The 19122-nt window shown below is 48.9% G+C and carries 17 protein-coding genes; 4 read left to right on the top strand and 13 right to left on the bottom strand.

The window, feature by feature from the left end:
- The first annotated feature begins 336 nt into the window (after positions 1 to 336).
- The 4 genes from ACTU3N_RS14980 to ACTU3N_RS14965 are packed head-to-tail and all read left to right on the top strand — an operon-like array spanning position 337 to position 5015.
- Positions 337 to 1512 carry an HNH endonuclease gene (locus ACTU3N_RS14980; protein ID WP_443086933.1) on the top strand — a complete coding sequence of 392 codons (1176 nt, stop codon included), beginning with the start codon at positions 337 to 339 and terminating at the stop codon, positions 1510 to 1512.
- Positions 1509 to 2756, top strand: a complete 1248-nt coding sequence (locus ACTU3N_RS14975) for a nucleotidyltransferase domain-containing protein (RefSeq protein WP_443086932.1) — start codon at positions 1509 to 1511, stop codon at positions 2754 to 2756. The genes ACTU3N_RS14980 and ACTU3N_RS14975 overlap by 4 nt, the downstream gene beginning before the upstream one ends.
- Before the next feature lies 1 nt (position 2757).
- On the top strand, positions 2758 to 4521 hold the full coding sequence (locus tag ACTU3N_RS14970; RefSeq protein WP_443086931.1) for a HesA/MoeB/ThiF family protein: 1764 nt from the start codon (positions 2758 to 2760) through the stop codon (positions 4519 to 4521).
- Positions 4518 to 5015, top strand: coding sequence for a Mov34/MPN/PAD-1 family protein (locus tag ACTU3N_RS14965; protein WP_443086930.1), 498 nt, complete (start codon positions 4518 to 4520; stop codon positions 5013 to 5015). Before ACTU3N_RS14970 ends, ACTU3N_RS14965 begins: the two co-directional genes overlap by 4 nt.
- A gap of 13 nt (positions 5016 to 5028) precedes the next feature.
- Here the strand turns inward: ACTU3N_RS14965 and ACTU3N_RS14960 are convergent, their stop codons facing one another.
- The 13 genes from ACTU3N_RS14960 to ACTU3N_RS14900 all read right to left on the bottom strand — a co-directional run bounded on the left by ACTU3N_RS14960 (position 5029) and on the right by ACTU3N_RS14900 (position 19024).
- Entirely contained in the window at positions 5029 to 5571 is a 543-nt protein-coding gene (locus tag ACTU3N_RS14960; RefSeq protein WP_000994210.1) for a 3'-5' exonuclease, read from the bottom strand.
- A 266-nt stretch (positions 5572 to 5837) separates the two neighbouring features.
- Positions 5838 to 6905, bottom strand: a complete 1068-nt coding sequence (locus ACTU3N_RS14955; protein ID WP_443086929.1) for a hypothetical protein — start codon at positions 6903 to 6905, stop codon at positions 5838 to 5840.
- A gap of 167 nt (positions 6906 to 7072) precedes the next feature.
- Positions 7073 to 7819 (bottom strand): MobC family replication-relaxation protein, encoded by a 747-nt coding sequence (mobC, locus tag ACTU3N_RS14950; RefSeq protein WP_443086928.1) that lies wholly within the window; start codon positions 7817 to 7819, stop codon positions 7073 to 7075.
- Positions 7819 to 9621, bottom strand: coding sequence for a type IV secretory system conjugative DNA transfer family protein (locus ACTU3N_RS14945; RefSeq protein WP_443086927.1), 1803 nt, complete (start codon positions 9619 to 9621; stop codon positions 7819 to 7821). The genes mobC and ACTU3N_RS14945 overlap by 1 nt, the downstream gene beginning before the upstream one ends.
- Positions 9622 to 10286: 665 nt before the next feature.
- Positions 10287 to 10493, bottom strand: a complete 207-nt coding sequence (locus ACTU3N_RS14940) for a hypothetical protein (RefSeq protein ID WP_443086934.1) — start codon at positions 10491 to 10493, stop codon at positions 10287 to 10289.
- Between the two features lie 144 nt (positions 10494 to 10637).
- Positions 10638 to 11651 carry a P-type DNA transfer ATPase VirB11 gene (gene virB11 / locus ACTU3N_RS14935; RefSeq protein ID WP_443086926.1) on the bottom strand — a complete coding sequence of 338 codons (1014 nt, stop codon included), beginning with the start codon at positions 11649 to 11651 and terminating at the stop codon, positions 10638 to 10640.
- Positions 11641 to 12825, bottom strand: coding sequence for a VirB10/TraB/TrbI family type IV secretion system protein (gene virB10, locus ACTU3N_RS14930; RefSeq protein WP_443086925.1), 1185 nt, complete (start codon positions 12823 to 12825; stop codon positions 11641 to 11643). Before virB10 ends, virB11 begins: the two co-directional genes overlap by 11 nt.
- A complete protein-coding gene (gene virB9, locus ACTU3N_RS14925) occupies positions 12822 to 13715 on the bottom strand; it encodes a P-type conjugative transfer protein VirB9 (protein WP_443086924.1) in 894 nt (297 codons plus the stop codon). Before virB9 ends, virB10 begins: the two co-directional genes overlap by 4 nt.
- Positions 13712 to 14395, bottom strand: coding sequence for a virB8 family protein (locus ACTU3N_RS14920; RefSeq protein WP_443086923.1), 684 nt, complete (start codon positions 14393 to 14395; stop codon positions 13712 to 13714). Before ACTU3N_RS14920 ends, virB9 begins: the two co-directional genes overlap by 4 nt.
- 211 nt (positions 14396 to 14606) lie before the next feature.
- Positions 14607 to 15578: a type IV secretion system protein gene (locus ACTU3N_RS14915; RefSeq protein ID WP_443086922.1), complete on the bottom strand. Its 972-nt coding sequence runs from the start codon at positions 15576 to 15578 to the stop codon at positions 14607 to 14609.
- A gap of 12 nt (positions 15579 to 15590) precedes the next feature.
- On the bottom strand, positions 15591 to 15815 hold the full coding sequence (locus ACTU3N_RS14910) for an EexN family lipoprotein (RefSeq protein WP_443086921.1): 225 nt from the start codon (positions 15813 to 15815) through the stop codon (positions 15591 to 15593).
- 11 nt (positions 15816 to 15826) lie between these two features.
- Positions 15827 to 16543 carry a type IV secretion system protein gene (locus tag ACTU3N_RS14905; RefSeq protein ID WP_443086920.1) on the bottom strand — a complete coding sequence of 239 codons (717 nt, stop codon included), beginning with the start codon at positions 16541 to 16543 and terminating at the stop codon, positions 15827 to 15829.
- 21 nt (positions 16544 to 16564) lie between these two features.
- A complete protein-coding gene (locus ACTU3N_RS14900) occupies positions 16565 to 19024 on the bottom strand; it encodes a TraG/VirB4 family ATPase (RefSeq protein WP_443086919.1) in 2460 nt (819 codons plus the stop codon).
- Positions 19025 to 19122: the final 98 nt, after the last annotated feature.

Raw genomic sequence — 19122 nt, 5'->3', positions numbered from 1 at the left:
GCCTCGGCTTCGCGAAGAATATTGATGATCTGTTCGTCGGAAAAACGCTTCTTCATGGGGTTGTCCTCATGTTGCTGATGAAGACATTACTAACATCGTCGTGTGTTAATCAATGGGGAGCAGGTCACGTTGATCTGCTCCCCGTTGTTTCACACAGAATGCTGTCAGTAATGTCCTCATATCGCTCAATGCAGACCTGGCAGCGCTATAGGCGGTCCGCTCCGTATTTCGTTTCGCGAGTTATATTTTTCGCGGTTGCGTATTGAAAAAAGATGAACAGTACCTATTTCAGTATTTCCCGTGCTAATGGTTTTTCCTTTTCAGGAGTACCCTTACGTGAATGCGAAAAAAAAGGCGGATGATTCGAGTGGGCGTTTTAACACTAGCCATGAAGTGAAAAATCTGGTCTGGATCCGTGCAGCGGGTCATTGTGAACTCTGCGGAACCGATCTGACACATGATTTTCGTATCGGTACGCCGATGAAATGGGGAGAAGTGGCCCATATTCTTCCTGCCAGCCCGAAAGGCCCTAGGGGAAACGCCACACACAGCGAAGAAGAGGCCCTGGCACTGACGAATGACAGCGAGAATCTTATGCTACTGTGTCCGGGCTGCCATGACCGGGTTGATCGTGACGGCGATAATTATCCCGAAGACGATCTTAGCGGACTTCACTCTGCCTGCCTGACCAGAATTCGCCTAGCGGCTTCCACGCCCGGGGAGGAACGCGTCATACCGGTTATCGTTCAAAGCCAGCATCATCAGACTCTGGTTGCAATTCCGGCGCAGGCCCTTCTTACCGCCATGTCTGCAGAAGGGCTGACGGCACAGTGCCATCCGGTTACGGTTGTGTTCCCTGAGCCCAGTTCACGGGGAAGGGATGCGGGTTACTGGCAGGCGATTAAGGATTTAATCACTGAAAAACTCGAGGCCGGGCTTGCCCGCCGCGGGGGGCAATTTGGCGATAAGCCGGCTCTGGCCATGGTTGGGCTTGCGGATATTCCGGCGTTGTTTTTCCTCGGCCAGACCATTGGCGACCGCTATAAACGCTTTCAGTATTCATTTAACAGGGAACATATATTGCGCTGGCCGGATACAGATGCCCTGCCGCCGGCGTTTATCTCTTCTGAACTTCCGCAAGGTGAGGAGCCAGTTGCTCTGGTGCTGTCTCTTTCCGCAGCGGTACCGCGAGGCGATGTTACCGCCGCACTGCCGGGTGCCCGAATTGTAGAATTCACTGTACCTGAACCCAGCTACGCCATGGTGACAAACCGCAGGGTCATCCATGCGTTCAGAGATGAGCTGCAGAAGCTGCTCAGTCAGTTAGAAGCCACCACGACCCAGGCCATTCATGTTTTTGCCGCGGTGCCTGCTGCGCTGGCCATTGAATTTGGGGCTTTGCTGACGACTCAGCATCAGCATCCCTACATCATCTTTGACCGTGACAAAAATAACGCAAACCAGTTTCGCCCCATGCTTAGCATCGGATGTACAGAGGAGCAACGTCCATGAGTAACGAACAGACTAAACACCGCAGCTGGGAGTATTTTCTTCTCCGTGCAGCCCGAAAAATTTCGTTATCAGCAGCTCAGTACAGCGTTATTGATGCTCGCTACTCTCAGCTGGAAAAAATTCTTTCTGCTGCCGATGATCCCCTGCTGGCGGATGCCCATATTTTTCCCCAGGGTTCTATGCGTCTTCAGACAACGATTAACCCGGTGCCTGGGGCGCCAGCAGATCTCGGGACAATTGATGCCGATGCGATTATCTGGTTGCCCCATGCCAGAGGGATCGATGCCCGGACTGTATTAGAGGTCATTGAACGTCGTTTCCAGGAGGGCAGTAGGGTTCAGGAGGATATTCAACAACTTCGTCGCGGTGTCAGGATTGTTTACGCCGATGAAAATCCGGGTTTCCACATTGATGTCACACCTGCACGTCCCTGCCATCATAATGAGCAAAGCGACGGACTGGGCATGCTCGAAGTACCCGACAGGGAGCACGGCTGGAAGGCAAGCAGTCCCATTCCTTATGCAGACTGGCTGCATGATGCGTCAAAGCAGGACATTATGCTTGAACATGTTGTTGAGTTTAATAAAAGTCATGCAGTAATGGACTCTGCGACCCAGGCCCCGCTGCCTGAATATAAAGAATATCAAAAAGATGATCCGTTACGTGCGAGCATTAAACTGATGAAAAGGCACAGGGATGAATGGGCGATCAGGACGAAAAATGAAAGATACCGGCCTATTTCGGCAGTTATCACCACGCTTGCGACTCACGCTTATCTGGATGTGGTCGCGCAGTCAGAATATACCGCCTTCACCCCGCTTCAGGCTATCCTGGCAATCGTGAACAGGATGCCTGACCATATTCATCGTTACAGTAATGAGTATTACGTCTGCAATCCTGAAGATAACGGCGAGAATTTTGCGGAAAAATGGAATCGTCCGGATGAAGGTTATAAATACGTTGATGCCTTTAATAAATGGCATACGAGTGCCCGTTCGGCGCTGACGCTGGGGCTCGACAGCCACGCGTCGACAGAAACCTTTGCGAAGGCGGTCCAGGAGCAGTTCGGTATTGATCCGACATTCGTTCGCGAAGTTAACGAGAGCATTCCGGCAAACTGGACAATGCCCGGGCGGCAAGACGGTGTGACACGAAACTCTGTCGCAATGGGGTCTCTGTTCGGGAGTTCAGTCAGCAGTAACCAGTCTCAGGCAAATGTTGCACCTGTCGGGCGACTCGGCTGATATGAAGGATGAGATGATACAACGCGGCATTTCCGCCCTTAAAGACTGTCTGGGCGCGGACAATGCTTCGGCTCTTCTCAGGCCCGCTGAATTGCGGGTCGGTGAGGCGGCCGCCTTTTATTTTCCTTTACCCGTTGATTACACCGGCCTTGAGCGAAGACTACGGATTGGTTTTCCCAACGGTTTCCCGTCTGAATCCCCTAGCCTTCAAGTTGAACCTTCACCGTGGTTAGTCTGGCCCCATGCCATGGCGTCCGGGTTGTGTCTCCATGGATTCAGGGAAAAGCCCGTTACGGGCTCGCCTGAGAAAATTGTTCAGGACAGCTTGTCCCGTTTTGCGAGCATTGTGTCTTTTTCTCTGGAAAACGCAGATCCTGCACGGCGGGAGACGGAGTTTCAGAATGAAATTTCCACTTACTGGCTCTGGCAGCTTAAACGATCGGCACGTAACCTGATTCTTCTGGGGGAGCCTGAATCGGGTTCAGTTTTGTATGTTGTAAGCGATCCGAGGTATACCGGACATACTGGTCTCAACCCGGTATGGGTTTCGTCTGACAAGAACGCTATCCGCCAGCATTTCAGACGTGCCACTGGCCGTTCGGTTGTGATAAGAAGCCCCCATGAAGCAGGTTTCTTTGTAAAACTGACGTCTTTCCCTGGCATTAAAGTGCCTGAACCTCACGCGTTTCTCGAATGGCTTGCTCCCCATATTTCTGAAGAATCCCTGGCCGCGATGTCTGAATGGTCAGAAAAGAGTAGTGCTTTGCTTTCCCGATGGGTTGTCATGGCATTACCGGGTGGGGACGGGGCGGCAAGATTTACTGTTAACCTGTGCACCAGAAAGAAGGAAACAGACCGTACACATTTTTACGGCCTGAGATCCTCACGCCGTCAGTCCGGGTTAAAGAAAGAAGGACCTCCGACCAGTATTCTGTCATCGCGTGTGAACGTTATTGATCGTGGGGCATTTTTTTCACGGGATCGAAGTAACACAGCAAAAACACTTGAGAACTCGCATGTTGTCTTTGTCGGTGTAGGTTCGCTGGGATCTGCTGTGAGTATTCAACTCGCCAGGGCCGGTCTGGGCAGGCTGACCCTTATCGATCCTGACAGACTAGAGTCACCCAATCTGGGGCGGCATATGCTGGGTGCTGAGGATTTAGGCAAATTTAAGTCTCAGGCCATGCGCCATCGTCTGCTTCAGGATCTGCCTGTGCTTGATGTCACCGCGCTGGATACATACATCGAATGGGTTATGGGTCAAAAAACCGATATTTTCGAGGATGTTGATCTGGTTATTATCACGACAGCTGACTGGGAATCAGAGTCTGCCCTCTGGGAAAAGAAAGCCTCCGGAGCGAAATGGGGGCTGATACAGGCCTGGAGTGAGCCGCATACACTTGTCGGACATGCACTGATCGCACCTGAAGGCCGCTTTGATGCAAGATATCTTTTTAGCGATAGAGGTGACTTCAGGCACCGGTTTACCGACTGGCCGGATGGGGGCGTTGTGCCTCTTCCTGCCTGTGGTGAAAGTTTTATACCTGGAGGCTCGGCGGGAATGAATGGTGTTGCAACAATGGTCACTCAGGCCGCAATACGTTACCTGACGACTGTAGGGGATGTCACCCAATGGCATTCCAGTGTGTATCGCCCTGATGAGGCCGGAGTGTTGGGGGGACGCTATACGGGACCTGTACTTCCTGAAGGAGTTGTCCAGAGTGTTTTTGAACGTAACTGGCCGAAACCCGGGCAAAACGCATGAATGAAATAGCATGGCGCTGGGCCTGGCCGGATATGAATGCGGAGCTGCAGGTTGGGCGGCAGGTCTCTGAGATGTTCGGTCACTACCGGCAGTCACAGGGAGGAAATGAGCGAGGCGGGCAGCTGTTTGTCGATCCCGCCGATCCCGGCGGCATTGTACTGTGTCATGCTTCAGCGCCACATCCTGCGGACCGCGCTGGCAGAACGTGGCTCGAACTGAACAACGATCGCTGCCGCACTGAAATCGAGAACGCAAACAGGAAGGGATTGCGCTTGGTTGGATACTGGCATACGCATCCGCAGGCAGTTCCTCACATCTCAGGGACTGACATTGCCAGTTTTGCGCGATTCGCGAGGCAAAATGCACGTGATCTTCCCCATCCCGTGGCGGTGATTGTCGGCACGTCACCATCGACCACAGGCATTAAAGCCTGGATATTTCGGGAGGGCAGGTATCAGGAGGCAGTGTATACAGCATCCTTGTCGCGGCTTTAACGGACCCAATTCATCAAGACCCTTTATTTTGCATCAACGCAAAAAGCTCTGCCTGAAATAATGCATCATCCAGAGCATTATGGCTGGGTCTTCCTTTGGCAGATAAACGCTGTGTCATCATTGATGATTTGGTCTCAGACCACGTACAGCCTGTTGCCCCCATAAAGTAAGCTTTAATATCTAATGCACTGAAGCCAAATGGGTTGTTCCCCGTATATTTATGGAAGTAGTAATTGATGAATGACCAGTCAAAGGGAGCATTCAGTCCCGTAAAGACCGGCTTCTGGCTCGGTTGAAGGTGGGATGTGAGCCAGGTGGATAACTGAAGCATGGCGTCCGCGGGGGCTATGCCGGTGGTAGCCAGTGCCTGAAGGTTAAATCCCGTCACTGCCAGCGCCTCAGGATCAAAGCCAGTGCAGTCAGGCTTCAACTCGGCATAAAAACGCACGTCGGGGGCATGCACCAGACAGGCCCCAATGGAAAGCAGACTAAATAATCCCGGGACCGGGCCGGATGTTTCAATATCGACTGAAACGAAAATCTCGCTAGCATTCATAATCACTCCTGCGATTGAGGGCACTGCTATTCGGCTTGTAAAAGAAAACGATACGCTATTACGGGTGGTAAGTATCTACCACACCACCCTTTAAATAATGCCTTTATCAGACTAAAACCATATGCGAACTTCCGCTGTTCGCTCATAGCTGCCGTTAAAATATCTCACATTCATCATGAGCGGTGACAGTCGTATCCCTGAATGAAGGCCTGAGCATTCAGGCCCATCGGCATTATTCAAATCAAACCCAAGAAATTATTTTTAACTTACAACTCGTTCAAACGGTCCCTAACTCTCGTCGCACATGCTATGGGATCTGCCATAATATCCTTACCAAAGATCCTTATGCTAAAAATACCAATTTCTGCTAAGGACTTATCAATATTACTGTCTTTATCAGTAGATTCCTTGGACGAATGATGTTCTTTAGAATCACAAAAAACTGCCAACTTTTTTTCAGGAAAATAGAAATCTGCATCTGTTATGGCATTCAAACGTTTACGTGAGCGAGAGTTTTCCCATAATTTATGCAAGCTAGGGATCGTGAGCCCATCTTTAGTAATTATCGTCTGAATTTCAGGTGTTAATCCTAGGGTATCCATTGCCTGAAGTAAAAAAAGTTCGATAGGTGAATCACAACCCCATATTTTCCTTGTTTTTATTTTTTTAAATTTCTTGAAGTATCTGTCCTTTCTGTATTTTTTGTAATCAGATTTTATTTGTGCATTATTTTCTATGGATTTGATGATTGGAGGTATAACATTATGGTAATCATATTTATCTGACAGTAGATACATGCTATTTACGAAGCCAATCATATCTGATTCAATTCCAGAGTAGTCGACGTGATTATAAAAATATAATCCAAACGCTCCCTTGAATGGGTTAAATCCATAGTAAAACTTCGGCACTTTAGCATCCATCTCAAGATCCAATTTCTCAATCGAATCCGACTTCAGTGAAGTCAACTCACCTCTTTTGCTTGCTGGGAAAAGTGATATGTTGTAAGGTTTGCAATGCATTACGCCATCAATTTCTTTAAAGCTATAAGCATTAATTACTACAAATACCATTTGAAAGGAATCATCTCTTTTTTTATAAAGCTCAAGGGACTCCTTTGATGGATTGATAGTAATTATCTCACCATATGTATCTAAGTGATCTTTCTCAATCGGCTGTAATCCGAATAAATCGGCTATATCATAACTCAAAAAATCACCAGCCATACCCACCAAGTCAATTTTTACAGGAAGGTTAGGTAAATCTTTATAGAACGAAATACTGTAAAGTACCTCAGGTATATTAGATATATTTTTAATTTCGTCTTTATTCATTAAATAACCCCCCCAACAAAACCAGTTTTAAATCAAAGCAGCGACTAAACTTTGAGATACTATAAACATATACAGTGTGATCTGCTCCCCGTTATTCATACAGAATGCTGTTAATAATGTCCGCAGTCGCTCAAAGCGGATTGTCACTTACATAATAGATATTCACCTCATAAATAACGTTCCAACTCCTGTTGCCTCAGCTCATCAGGAGTGTAAATTCGAAACACCTTGCGGTGGTGCGCTTCCAGCGGTACATGGTGATTATTCACGATGACGTGTTTCACACTGGCGAACAACAACTCAAGCGCGAGTTTTTTCTTCTCATCCGGCACAACATAAAAAACGTATCTCCAGTGTTTACTAGCCCGGGCCAACAAATGGCTGGCGATGATTGACTGGTAGCGTGTCCGCGTTTTTAAATTGCGCTCAGTTTCTACAGCGATGATGTTCCCGTCAGGCAGCGTGATGATGCCATCCGGGCGGTGTTTGACTTGATAACGCTTAGCAAAAGTGGTGCTATCGCCATTTATCCACCCGTAAGCGCCTTTTTGCTCCAGGATGATACGGGTCACTTGATTATCAAGGTGATGTTGCAATGTCCAGCTATTGACTTTCGACGGTTCGAAACGGGCGGGAAAAACGTTATCATCCGGGGATACAACGACAGCCAACCCGTTATTCGTTATCCCCCATAAAGAAATCTTCATCATCCGTGATGTCAGCACATGCTTTTGTATTAACCCCATGCTTTCGACTTTTGTCAGCAGCGTGTACAGCGATTTGTGATCCCTGAAGCCAAAGAGCAGCATGAGTGTTTTAAAATCGCTATACGTTTCTTCTTTGAGGAACTTCAGCAGTGTTTTTATCTTTTCACTGTTACGAGTTTTACGTTCTCTGTACGTTGTAATAAGCATTATTCCTCCTCAAAATCGGGGAGGAATAGCTCGTCTTCATCATTAAAATCCAGCGGCGTCTTTACCGGAGCAGCAGATGCGAGAATGTCTGGATCAACCGTGTAAATTTCCAGTTCACGTTTTCTGACTTTGATGGGGGAAATCAGGGAAGCGGTAGGAAGCGTTTTTGTGGTGAAGATAAAGCTGACGAAATCGGGCAGGTTCAGGATCATATTGCTGTCGATAAAGAGGCGTTCCGCCTGCCGAATGATACGTTCATTGTCGATAGTCTCTGCCAGGACGGAATCGGTTTTCGCTTTGCGGGTTTCATCATCGACCAGTATGGTGCCGGACATTCTTGCGACCCATTCAGCTGTATCGGGGTCCATAACGCGATAGACCAGTTTGAATTTGGCATTTTCAACAACTGCACCAATAACGGCATCGCCTTTTAAATCGGCCGGGCAGTCTTCTAAATCCGCAACGGACTGATGCGTCATAATAATATGCACGCCTTTATCCCGCGCTGCGCTTAATCCCTCCAGTGCAGGTTTTGATAGGTGATATTTCAGTTCATCAAGGAAAATAGCGATAGGGCGAGGAAAATCATTTATCCGGTCTCGCCGTTCGGCCAGCTGGTAAAGGCGCACCAGCAACATTCGCTGGGCCGTAATTATCTTGCTGTTTCGCATTGAGCCAATGACATAGCAGCAGCCACCTTCATTAAATATATGTTTAAGCGATAATCCCTGCGGCGCGTTAATGCTATCGAGTAAGGCCAGTTCTTCTATTTTGCCGAAAAATGCTTTGATGTTTTTTGCTATATCCTGGACGTAATCGCCATTATAGATATCACGGATAGTGGCGGAAGGACTGAATCTGGCATATTGCGCAGCGATGCGTGCCGCTTTGCGGTCATCGATACGATAAAAGTCGGATTCCTGACCTTTCTCGGCAAGGCTAAATCCGGCGACGAATAGCTCCTCCAGTTCATCAGGTGTAATATCTTCTATCAGGTTAAACTGATACTGCTGTTTTCTCAGGTCAATCAGGGCAAATGTTTTACCTGCGTCTTCACAGGCTTTTCGATAAAGATGCGGTGCCCATTCATCATCTTTCGGATCCATGACAATGACGCCTTCACCAGCCAGAATGCTTTGATAAAGCAATATTCCGGCGGCGACGCCCTTACCGGCACCGGTTGTTCCGATAATATCGGCATGTTGTTTTTGCCACTCATTTAACGGGAGATAGATCGGCTGTTGCTCCCGATCCATACCGATAAAAATACCTTTCTTCAGGTCAATATGATCCAGCGGATCATAATGCAGGGTTTCCGGCAGCAGAGCTTTTACCGTGCGGACATCAGTGCGCAATTCTCGTTCTAACGATGTTTTTTTGACGAGCCGTTTTTTTAATTTATCCAGTTCTGGTGTGAGTACCCGGCGCAAAATAATATGCAAAACAAAACCGACAAGGGTAAAAGCCAGCAGCAAAGCCCAGGGCAGAGCTGTAATATGAGTGACAATCCGATCTTTATAGATCCAGTGAAACAATAAGATCATTAGCGGTGCCATAGTACCAAACAGAAAGCAAAGCATAGAAAAAGCGATTAGCGACTTTTTCCAGCAGGGTGCTTTTTGGTGCTCGTCGCTTTTCATTGAGGCGAAAAAAGGTAGGGTCAAGCCTGATAATAACGCCAGCAACATTTGATGGTGTTGCATAAAGGCCCAAAAGGTGAGCGCGCCATTCACTATCGGCGATAGTGAAACGGTCAGCTTATGTAATAGCATTAAGCCTCCTTTCTCAGCGATTCGCCCCATGAGATCGCCCCATCAGTTCGCCCCACGGTATGGGGCGATCTCGTGGGGCGAAAGCATGGGGCGAACAAAAGTGACCGCGTTGCGGTCATGCGCCGGGAGGTATACTTCCCGGCACGGAACGGCATGCGCCATTTCATGCGGGCTGGACGCCCTTATTACATGTCGCAAGGGGGTAATGTCGTGGCTGAACGCCTCGCCAAAATCCCCCAGGGTCAAAGGCGGCACACCGTCGCGCGCTACGCGCGACCACCCCCTTTAAGACGGTCGCTTTCGCCTTTTTATTCCTGCGGTCGTTCCTCCTCGCGTGAATAAAAGGGAAGCTGACCTTTAAAGGGGGTGGTCACGCCACGCTACCGGCTTTTGGCCGGAGACTTAGGCGCGACGGTGTGCGGGGCTTACGCCCCCCAAATAAACCGACGCGTGGGCGCGTCTTTTTGCTCGCTGGGGCGGCAAAATTTATTCGGCTCCCCCGGCCTGCAAAATCCGCGTGGGCGCGGCTGTTTGCAGGTGGGTTCGGCGACGCAAATTAGCAATTTCGTTGAAATTGAATTTACTCGCCTCACGCCACTTTTAAATTTATGCGTACCGCAGAAATTTAAAAGCCTGAAACCCCGCGCACCCTGCATGCCGAATTTCTCGCTCAAACTGGTTAAAGCTATTTCTCATCAGCTGCGCAGGCGACCGAATTTGCTTATTATTTTGCTGATAATGATCGGATCGGCAGATTTACATTCAAGCAAAAAAGCATTTCTGGCGTCCGCCGTTTTTTGCGGTCGGAAACCATGCTTGTACTTTTTAATAATATTAAAGAAGGCTCGTTCGGCCGAACGACACTCTTTCCCTCCACTACTGCCGGTTACTTTGCCATACATGCATAAAACGACTTCACAGGCATCGGCGGCCATTGAGGAAGGTGAATTTAATAAAATAAAAGAGAGCAGAAATAGAGATGGCACTATTTTCTTCATATCAGTCACCATTACGATTTTTGGGAATGCATAACGTTTAACTGCTTATTAAAATAACTCCTTCATGTTTTTCAGATGAAGCGGCTTAAAGTAAATATCACCCATGCGGTGAACATCACCATGAACACCTACGCTGACGATAATATCTACGCTTTTGAGGACTTTTCGTAGCAGCACATCAAAAGGAATATTTTTACAGTCCGGGTTCTCATAGCAGCGATCAATTATCCCTTCAATACACTCCTCAGGGTTACCCGCATGCATTGATGTGATAAGCCCTTCATGGCCGGAACCGATGATTTTCAGCGCATCCCAGGCTTCACGTCCGCGTATTTCTGCCAGCAAGATCCGGTCCGGATTCATGCGATAATTTGCCCGGATAAGCCTGCCCGGCGTTACAATAGCATCACTCCCGGCATCCGCCGGATAAAACAGGTGCACATAATTAGTGTGCCGGTAAAAGTGAATTTCGGGGTTATCTTCAATAGTCGTTAACCTGAGATGCGGCGGAATATAATGCAGTAACGTTTTCATATAGGTGGTTTTGCCGGAGCCGGTTTCACCCACAATGAATATCGTTTTGCCATACTCAACAGCCTTTTCGATAAAGCCGGGAATATCTCCCAGAAGATAATATCGACTCAGTTCTTCATCTTTGCTTTCAGCCCGTTCCTCGCCTGCCACCCGGTTATAAAAACCCGAATCAATATATGACTGATGTGTTTTCTGCCTGAATGAAGGGTTCCGCAAGGTGACAGAAACGGTATTACGCTCGCATGCCGGGGGAATTATCGCCTGTACGCGCTCGCCAGACTCCAGGGTTGCCGAAAGGATGGGATAGGTATCATCGATGTTGTCATCATTCCATGAGGCCAGCGCTTTAGCAAAGGCATGGCACTGACGCAGCGTAACCGGGGAATCATGCATTTGCCATCGGCCATTAATTTTTATATGGATCTCTCCGGGTCGGTTGATAGCGATTTCCGTCAGTCCATCCAGCGGAAGAAAGTCACCGAATAGCTGCTGTTTCATAAAATCCAGCGACAGGTTTTCAGTGTTCATACCACCTCTTTTTCAGTCGCAGTTGCCAGACAGAGGAAAAATCGATATCTGTACCGGTCAGAATGCCAATCACATCACCCTGATTCAGGTACATTGTCGGCGGTATATCAATACTGTTTTCCAGCGCCGCTTTTGCCATTTCCGCCGTTGCCGCACGGGTATTCTCGGTGTAATCGGTATTACGATCTGTACCGGGTGCTGAATCAGATGCTGCGGCAGCAACGTCCTGTACGGTACTCAATATCAGCGCGTTGCCAAATCGCTCCCGGAAGTGAGTATCAATCCAGCCCGCAATACCTGCCTCACCCAACGGGCCGGTCGCCTGCGTATCAGTCAGGGGAATTTGCAGGCTATTGGGCTCCGGTGTGCGTAACTCTGTCCAGATGACAAACAGGCGGCCCCGACCATGTTGCAGTGCGCCTGTGCGGTAAACACCTCTGGCGACCGTACCTGCCGGAAGTAATTTCACATGTCCGCTGGCGCTGTAGACATCCTCGCTAACAAGGCAGGAGATGTGTCCGCCTACGTCAGAAACAAACCGCTGCATCATCGAACAGGGAATGTAGCGATCAACCGGAAGATAGAAATCCGCATCCAGACCGAGTCGCCTGACACCAGTAACCTTCGCTACGCCAGTATTCGCTTCGGTAGGGTTGGTTTGTGGTTCTGTCTGCGGAGCACGGTTTTGCTGTTCATTTTGCGAAACCGGAGCATGCTCTGGGGCAGAGGTGCTGTGTGAATTATCTGCCAGCGCGACTGCCTTGTTTAAAGTAGGTGAGGGCGCAATGATCGTTTGATGATTGTCAGCGATAACTTCCGGCTTTTCCGGTCCGATCGGGCCGAATGGGTTACTGTCCATACCGAGATCCTTACGCTCCTGCTTTAACGTACCGCCAGAAGGCGGTGGTACGGATTCTGCTTCGGCATCACTGCCTCGCTTTAACAACACAAAGATGCGATCGCCGCAAAAGGCCAGCGCAACCAGGACAAACAGGCTTAGCAGGCAGACAATAAGGGGGCGGTGACTGGAGGTCTTCCTGAAGCGGGTAACTTCAGGCTGGCCCGGAGAGGTATTCTGCTTTGGCTCCTCAACCTGCATTGTCTTACGCGCGCGTTCACGCGCTTCGGCTTCCAGTTCCGCCATACTCCTTTCCGTGCCGGATTCAGCTGTCATTTTGCCTCCAGCGTAACGTCAGATGAAACGGTGTCGCCACTGGTGGGGATAGCTTGCCCAAATGCCATGTTCTCAATACCGACTACGGCGTTGCCGTAGCGCAGCACCAGACGGGATGACGAGGCGCGCACCGCCATTAAGGTATAGTTCCCAAGTTTGGTTACTCGCGGCGTCTCCGTTTGTTCCTTGCCGTTAACGATCCGGAAGACCGACGGCAATTTTTTGGCAGCGGAGAAACCAAGGTAGATAAAGTGGCTATCGTCATAAGTGAAGTCCGGCACGATGGATTCTGAACCCTCTGCGACGCGCTTCGTGTAACGCCAGTTGCGTGGCATGCTGGCGTATTCAAACGCGGCGGCTATGCGCTGCTTTTGTTGATTTTCCCGTAACAATTGTTGATGTGCTGCATTTGCGGCCGCAGATTTTCGCCGTTCATCATCCGGATAGCGATACCGAATCATAAATGCCTGTGACGCCGAGTCGCTATCCAGCACATTGAGTTCCATGCTATACACGCGCCTGGCGGTGACGACCAGAAGATTGGTTTTCCAGTCCTTCGCGGTTGGCAAAAATACGGTATCGGTATTATTACCGTTCGCATCGGTTACCGGCTGGGTAATGGGGTTTGGGCTGACGCCCACCCGGTTACCACTTTTCGTCACCGTCCAGCCCTTCGGGAAACCAGCCTGTGCTTCGATAACTTCCTCATCATCGTCAAACAGCAGGGTAGTGATATAACCGGGGCGAGTATTAATAATGGTGGTGTTCTGGCTGCTGTAAGTGACGGTCTGTATCCGGCTGTCATACGCGCTGCTACGAGGTATGGCTGCACTCCAGGCTGCGTGTGATGTGAGGAAAAAACATAAGAAGGCTATTTTCCTTAACATCATTCACTCCTTAGCTCTTTATCGCGCTGGTAGCTGGTCACGATAAAGCCAAGCGGGTTAACTTCACGCTGGCTCTCGGTCAGCTGTTTGCGGGGCAGATATCGATAAGTCAGGCGGATATTCCAGAAGTCTGTCTTAACTGAACTGTCTGCAATGCGGCGGATGGTGCGTTTAATACGTAATGTTGCCAGGCTGTCTGGTGATGTGGCGGCCGCGTGGACGTTGGAAATAATGTCGATATAAACGACATATTCCGCATTATTAAAAACTCTATCTGGGGCCTGATCGCTGTTGAACCAGTCGAGATAATCTTTGCTGACGCTGTCGCTGCTATAGAGCTGAACATCCTCATAATCTCGCTGAAGGGCAAAGTAGTTGTAGCCCTCGCGTAAAGTCACGTAGCGCGCTGCCAGGGCGTGAGCCAGCGCCTGCTCTGTGGAAATGTCCTGCTCTTTAATACGGGTCATATATTCATACCGCCCGGTATCTTTATCTATCGACCACAACTCAATATCGGTGGTTTTTAACGGCAGTAGAATGAGGAGGGTTGTAAATCCCAGTGCGGTAAACAGGAAGCCGACCGCGGCGATTAGCCAGGCCAGCTTCTTCTCACGCACGTCTTTTTCCAGCAGGGCGGTTTCAAACGTTCTGGATGAGGCAATGAGTTTTTCCGTTTTAGACATGTTTGGTCAGCTCCTTGATGATGGCGGGAGAATTGACGGGCTGAGCGTCGCCAGATACCGGCGGAAGGTCAGGCTGATGTTGTGCGCAACCTGAAAGCACGCACAGCAGCAGAAGTACGATGCTGAATCTCATAACAGGCCTTTTTTGAAGAAAGAGAAACCGTACCGGGGGATTACCACGGCGCGACGTAGAGAATGAGTAAGGGTGGGATCAGGAGTGATACTGCCGGTTGAAGCGCTTTATATTTTCAATGGCGGCTGAGCGTTTTTGCCGTGCCGGTATAGTTTCGCTGCCGTTTGCTGTTTTTCTTTTATCTGATTTGGGAGGGGGAACCGTCTTTTGTGCGAACCCTTTAAGTCCACTCATTGCGATGCCTTGTAAAGCAACCTGGACAGAGGCCGCGCCCAATTCACTGGCAATTTTTGCTGAGAACCAGATGATGACGCCTGAAATGATGCCCGCGACGCAACACTGTACGCCAAGCGTAACGATATTGGCGCTATCAACGAAATTAACCCCTTTATCGAGTATCCCGTTCAGGTAGTTAATGACGATCCTTATTGATAAAGCAGAGAACATAACTGTCAGGATGACCGTAAAAATAGTTTTCAGCCAGTTGTTAAACATCGGGATCAGGAAGCCATACAATAGGCAGAAAATAAATAGCGGCGCGGTAGTGGTCAGCAACACAATGGTAATTTCTGCTAACAGGTTTACCGCAGTGCCGCATAACAGCGTGATGATGGCACCAAGCCAGACAAGAAACTCGGCAAAGCCACCGTTAACTTTTACATAAGTGGAATCATCCTGTTGGAAAAGCTTTTGCCCTATCATCTGGGCTTTCGCCCAGACGGTATCCAGTAATGTCCAGACATTATCCGAGCCGCTCACACCATCCTTTAATCCATTGATGGCGGCCACGGACAGATCCAGCCAGCCATTAAGGTTTAAAACAAAAGTCATGATTAATGCCATGCGGCCGACATCCCACAAAACATCTTCCAAAGGCGTTTGCAGCTTTCCGGCCAGAGTTTGATATCCTCTGTAAGTCACAAATAAAGTAAAGGAGCTGACGGCGATAACGCTAATCAGATTGCCGTATACAGAGGTTTGCCCTCTTAATACGGCATGTAAACCGTCAGTGATAGTTTCGTTCATATCAATAAACATACCACCTGACATAGATGACTCCCTTTAATTAAAATTGGGAACAGGCGCGTTTTCCTGATTTAGCTCAAACCGTGCCTTTTTCGCATTTTTGCAATCCTGAGAATCCTCGCCGGATGATTTACATTCCTGATAGCGTTGTTTCAGTTCATCCTGATGCTCTTTATACCATTGCGTGGATTTTGGGTTATCGCACGCGGTAAGAAATAATAGACCTGATACAATCGCTATAATCCATTTTGACGCTTTCATGAGTTTCCCTCTCAATTATTAAAATCAGGAACAGGCGCAGTGAATTGTTGCTCAAAGAACGCCTGTTGCCGTTGTTTAGCCAGCATGGCGGAACGTTGCTCGGCTTGCTTAACTGACATTTCCCATTGGATTGTCAGCGCATTCAGTTGCACGCTTTTGGCAGCAACGGTATTGGCTAAATCCTGTGATTCTTTGGTGTCTTTTGCATTGACGATACGCTCTGACAAGCTCGCTATATCGGTTAGTGTACTATTAATGCGCGCCTGTACATCATTGGTATTCTCAATCGAAACAGCCTGGTTAAGAATGATCTGCTTGCAGCTTGTGAGATATCGCTGCGATGAGCTGGCCTGATTACAGCCATCAAAACTTTTATATTTATTATATAAATGTTGAAGCTCCGATGAATAAGCGCCATTTTGATTTGTCAGTAAATCATCAAGCGATATTCCATTTTTACGCAGCTTATCCAGATCATATTTCAGACTTTTGGCATCCTGAAGAAAGTTCTGAATATCCCGCACGCCTGTTGCAGAAGCTAATTGTTGTTTATAAGCATTAAGCTGATTCTTATAGTGCGTTACCGTCTCCTTCCATTGCTGAAGTTCTTCTATCCACTGCTTTATAGACTCAGCATTTCCGACCGCATCAAAAACCGGGATCCCGGCACTGAATACCTGAGTGGACACAAATAACGATAGCGCCAGAATAACTGTTCTGGTCTGCATCTTTATTACCTCCGGATGAGTTCAGATTGCCTGTTGAAGGAATGTTTCTTTCCAGTCGTGGGGTTGCATGCCATCCTGATAAATAGCATCAAAGATTTTCAAATTATCTTCGTTGCCGCTAAGCAGCCTGGTTATTTTCCCGAGACCGGATAAATCCATTTTTGCCATTGCGACAAACGGGCGCGCTTCACCGGGATGTAACGGAGTTTTGATAATCACCATATAGTGATCGCCGGGATCAAGTTGCCTGACAACGTCATAAACACTTTCAGGCACCTTCATTTTCTCGACGTAATCAGCATGGCTGGCTTTCGGGTTCGCAAGGAAAATTTGTGTGCTGCACTGCTCAATAATCGCCGGGGCAATAGGGTGCCTGACGATTTCATCCGGCGACTGAGTGGCTGGAATGAAGATGCCGTTGAGTTTACGGATCACCTTGAGCATATTGAGTGAGAATTTTGAAAATTCGACATCTGCCAGCCATTTCCAGAATTCATCCATAAACATCACCAGGCGGCGACCATCCAGTAAGCTGGTAACGCGGTACAACAGATAAAAAGTGATCGGTCCCCGTATATCGTCGTCATCAAGAAATTCAGTACCATCAATACCGAAGTTATCGATGTTACTGATGTTGAATGTGTCCTCTTCGTTATCAAAAACCCAGCCAAATTCGCCACCTTTCGCCCATTGCTTCAGCCTGATGCGCAGACCGTTGGTCCGGGCTTCTTTCGTCGGCGGCTCCGGCAAGACTTCCAGCAGCCGGGTAATACCATAACGCCGATATTCCGCCGGGTAATCGAGCATGATGATGTCCACGGCAGTACTGATCCGCTCTTCATCACGCGGGTCGAGCGGCTTACCATTGCGGCGGCACAACAAGCGGATCAGCTGCTTGATAAAGTTGATATTGCGCCGCGTCGGAGCCAGTGAAAACGGATTAAAACCGGTCGACATGCCGGTGCGGATGCGGAAGTAACACCCGCCCATCTGGCGAATCGACATCTCGGCGGCGCGGTCTTTATCAAAATAGACGGTGGTCAGCCGTTTAATTGTGGCAGAAACAGAGAACGTCGCCGGGTTACGGTACTTCTGCATGAGCTGCTTTATCATGGTCATCAGCAAGGTTTTCCCTGAGCCGGTTTTACCAATGATCGCCGTATTGCCAGGCGTCTTTTCGTTAAAGTCATCCCGCCCGGCCTGGCTGTCATGCAGGTTCAGGTAATAAGCGCCGCCGCCGGATGATTTCATAACGGCAATAGCTTCACCCCAGGGGTTACCATCGCGTTTATGCGGAGGGAAATTATGCAGGCCAGCCATATCAGCATAATTCTGGCTGCTGATTACAACTAAGCGGGGACGTAACGTATAGACGCCGGGAAGCTGGGCCAGATAAGCGGCAGGTAAGGAGAGCGTGGAGAGAGAGGTCATGATGCCAAGATCGCTGAATGGCTGCGCCAGCGCATTGGTCTCTTTTACCACCCGATCGGCGCTGTTTGAGGAGACCACCAGAGAGAAGTGATATTTGCCGCATGAGATATGCCCGGACTGGAGCAAGTCGCGTAAAACAATCAGTTCTTCACGCTGGGAGATGGCATCGTCATCGGTTGAACTCAGGCGTTTTTCTGCCAGGCGGATATAGTTTTGCGCTTCATCCCGCGCCATACAGGTAAAAGACTGAGTCAGCACATATTCACTTTCAGCATACAGCAGCGCGTCCAGCAGGCCGGTATACGTTTCTGGCGAATGGTCTTTAATCTCCAGACTGCGAAAGAATCGGGAGCCTTCCACAGTCTGGCATTCGGCGGTATCAGACGTAAAAAAGAGATCCGCTGTGCCGAGCGTGGCGTAAAAAGGAGCGCGCGTTACCAGTACATTTTGCCATTTGCCGGTTATCAGCCGGTGGTAAAACGCCAGCTGTGAGGAGTAAACACGCTCCTTTTCCTCATTAATCCCCAAGGGTAGCGCCATATAACGAGACAAGGCTGTATTCAGTGCTTCGCGATATTCCAGCATCACTTTTAGCGCCTCATCCAGAGAGGCTTTCCTTTTTCCGGCAGGTTGTGACTTTATGGCTTGTTTCTCCAGTCTGGAGAAGGGGGCATAGCAGACAGTGAAAAAAAGCCGGTGTCGCCAGAGCGGCTTATCCTTTAATGGCTGGTAATAGCGTGTGGTGACCTCATCGGCAAAGGGGATACCGGAGCTTGCCGCAAAAACATCAAAGTATTTCTCACGGATACGGTGGATATAAAAGGTGACCGGCTGCCCTTCATACGAACGAATAACGTTATTAAGATGAGCGACCATCAACGTCAGGGAATGCTCATCTTCACACTCAAACACCGTCCCACCCAGCTCCCAGGAAGCGACCAGATCACCGTGACGGTTTCTTATCACATGAGGATGGATATGTGAGGAGTATGGAATGTATTTATCCAGTGTGATGCGCTCGTTTTGAATCGCCACGGGTTTAACAGACACCTCAGAGTCATTTAAAATGGCTTAATGAGAGGTGCACATGAGCAGTAAGCGTTATCCTGAAGAGTTTAAAATTGAAGCTGTCAAACAGGTTGTTGATC

It is taken from the genome of Vagococcus sp. WN89Y (genome assembly GCF_052220145.1).
Classification (GTDB): Bacteria; Pseudomonadota; Gammaproteobacteria; order Enterobacterales; family Enterobacteriaceae; genus Kosakonia.
This window is presented reverse-complemented; position numbering and strand designations above follow the sequence as displayed.

What these genes read in the sequence shown, in the direction of transcription:
- ACTU3N_RS14975 (WP_443086932.1), top strand. Translation starts at nt 1,509, where the DNA reads ATGAGTAACGAACAGACTAAACACCGCAGCTGGGAGTATTTTCTTCTC.
- ACTU3N_RS14905 (WP_443086920.1), bottom strand. Translation starts at nt 16,543, where the DNA reads ATGCAGACCAGAACAGTTATTCTGGCGCTATCGTTATTTGTGTCCACT.
- virB9 (WP_443086924.1), bottom strand. Translation starts at nt 13,715, where the DNA reads ATGATGTTAAGGAAAATAGCCTTCTTATGTTTTTTCCTCACATCACAC.
- ACTU3N_RS14970 (WP_443086931.1), top strand. Translation starts at nt 2,758, where the DNA reads ATGAAGGATGAGATGATACAACGCGGCATTTCCGCCCTTAAAGACTGT.
- ACTU3N_RS14920 (WP_443086923.1), bottom strand. Translation starts at nt 14,395, where the DNA reads ATGTCTAAAACGGAAAAACTCATTGCCTCATCCAGAACGTTTGAAACC.
- ACTU3N_RS14965 (WP_443086930.1), top strand. Translation starts at nt 4,518, where the DNA reads ATGAATGAAATAGCATGGCGCTGGGCCTGGCCGGATATGAATGCGGAG.
- ACTU3N_RS14915 (WP_443086922.1), bottom strand. Translation starts at nt 15,578, where the DNA reads ATGTCAGGTGGTATGTTTATTGATATGAACGAAACTATCACTGACGGT.
- ACTU3N_RS14945 (WP_443086927.1), bottom strand. Translation starts at nt 9,621, where the DNA reads ATGGGGCGAATCGCTGAGAAAGGAGGCTTAATGCTATTACATAAGCTG.
- virB11 (WP_443086926.1), bottom strand. Translation starts at nt 11,651, where the DNA reads ATGAACACTGAAAACCTGTCGCTGGATTTTATGAAACAGCAGCTATTC.
- virB10 (WP_443086925.1), bottom strand. Translation starts at nt 12,825, where the DNA reads ATGACAGCTGAATCCGGCACGGAAAGGAGTATGGCGGAACTGGAAGCC.
- ACTU3N_RS14940 (WP_443086934.1), bottom strand. Translation starts at nt 10,493, where the DNA reads ATGTATGGCAAAGTAACCGGCAGTAGTGGAGGGAAAGAGTGTCGTTCG.
- ACTU3N_RS14960 (WP_000994210.1), bottom strand. Translation starts at nt 5,571, where the DNA reads ATGAATGCTAGCGAGATTTTCGTTTCAGTCGATATTGAAACATCCGGC.
- mobC (WP_443086928.1), bottom strand. Translation starts at nt 7,819, where the DNA reads ATGCTTATTACAACGTACAGAGAACGTAAAACTCGTAACAGTGAAAAG.
- ACTU3N_RS14910 (WP_443086921.1), bottom strand. Translation starts at nt 15,815, where the DNA reads ATGAAAGCGTCAAAATGGATTATAGCGATTGTATCAGGTCTATTATTT.
- ACTU3N_RS14955 (WP_443086929.1), bottom strand. Translation starts at nt 6,905, where the DNA reads ATGAATAAAGACGAAATTAAAAATATATCTAATATACCTGAGGTACTT.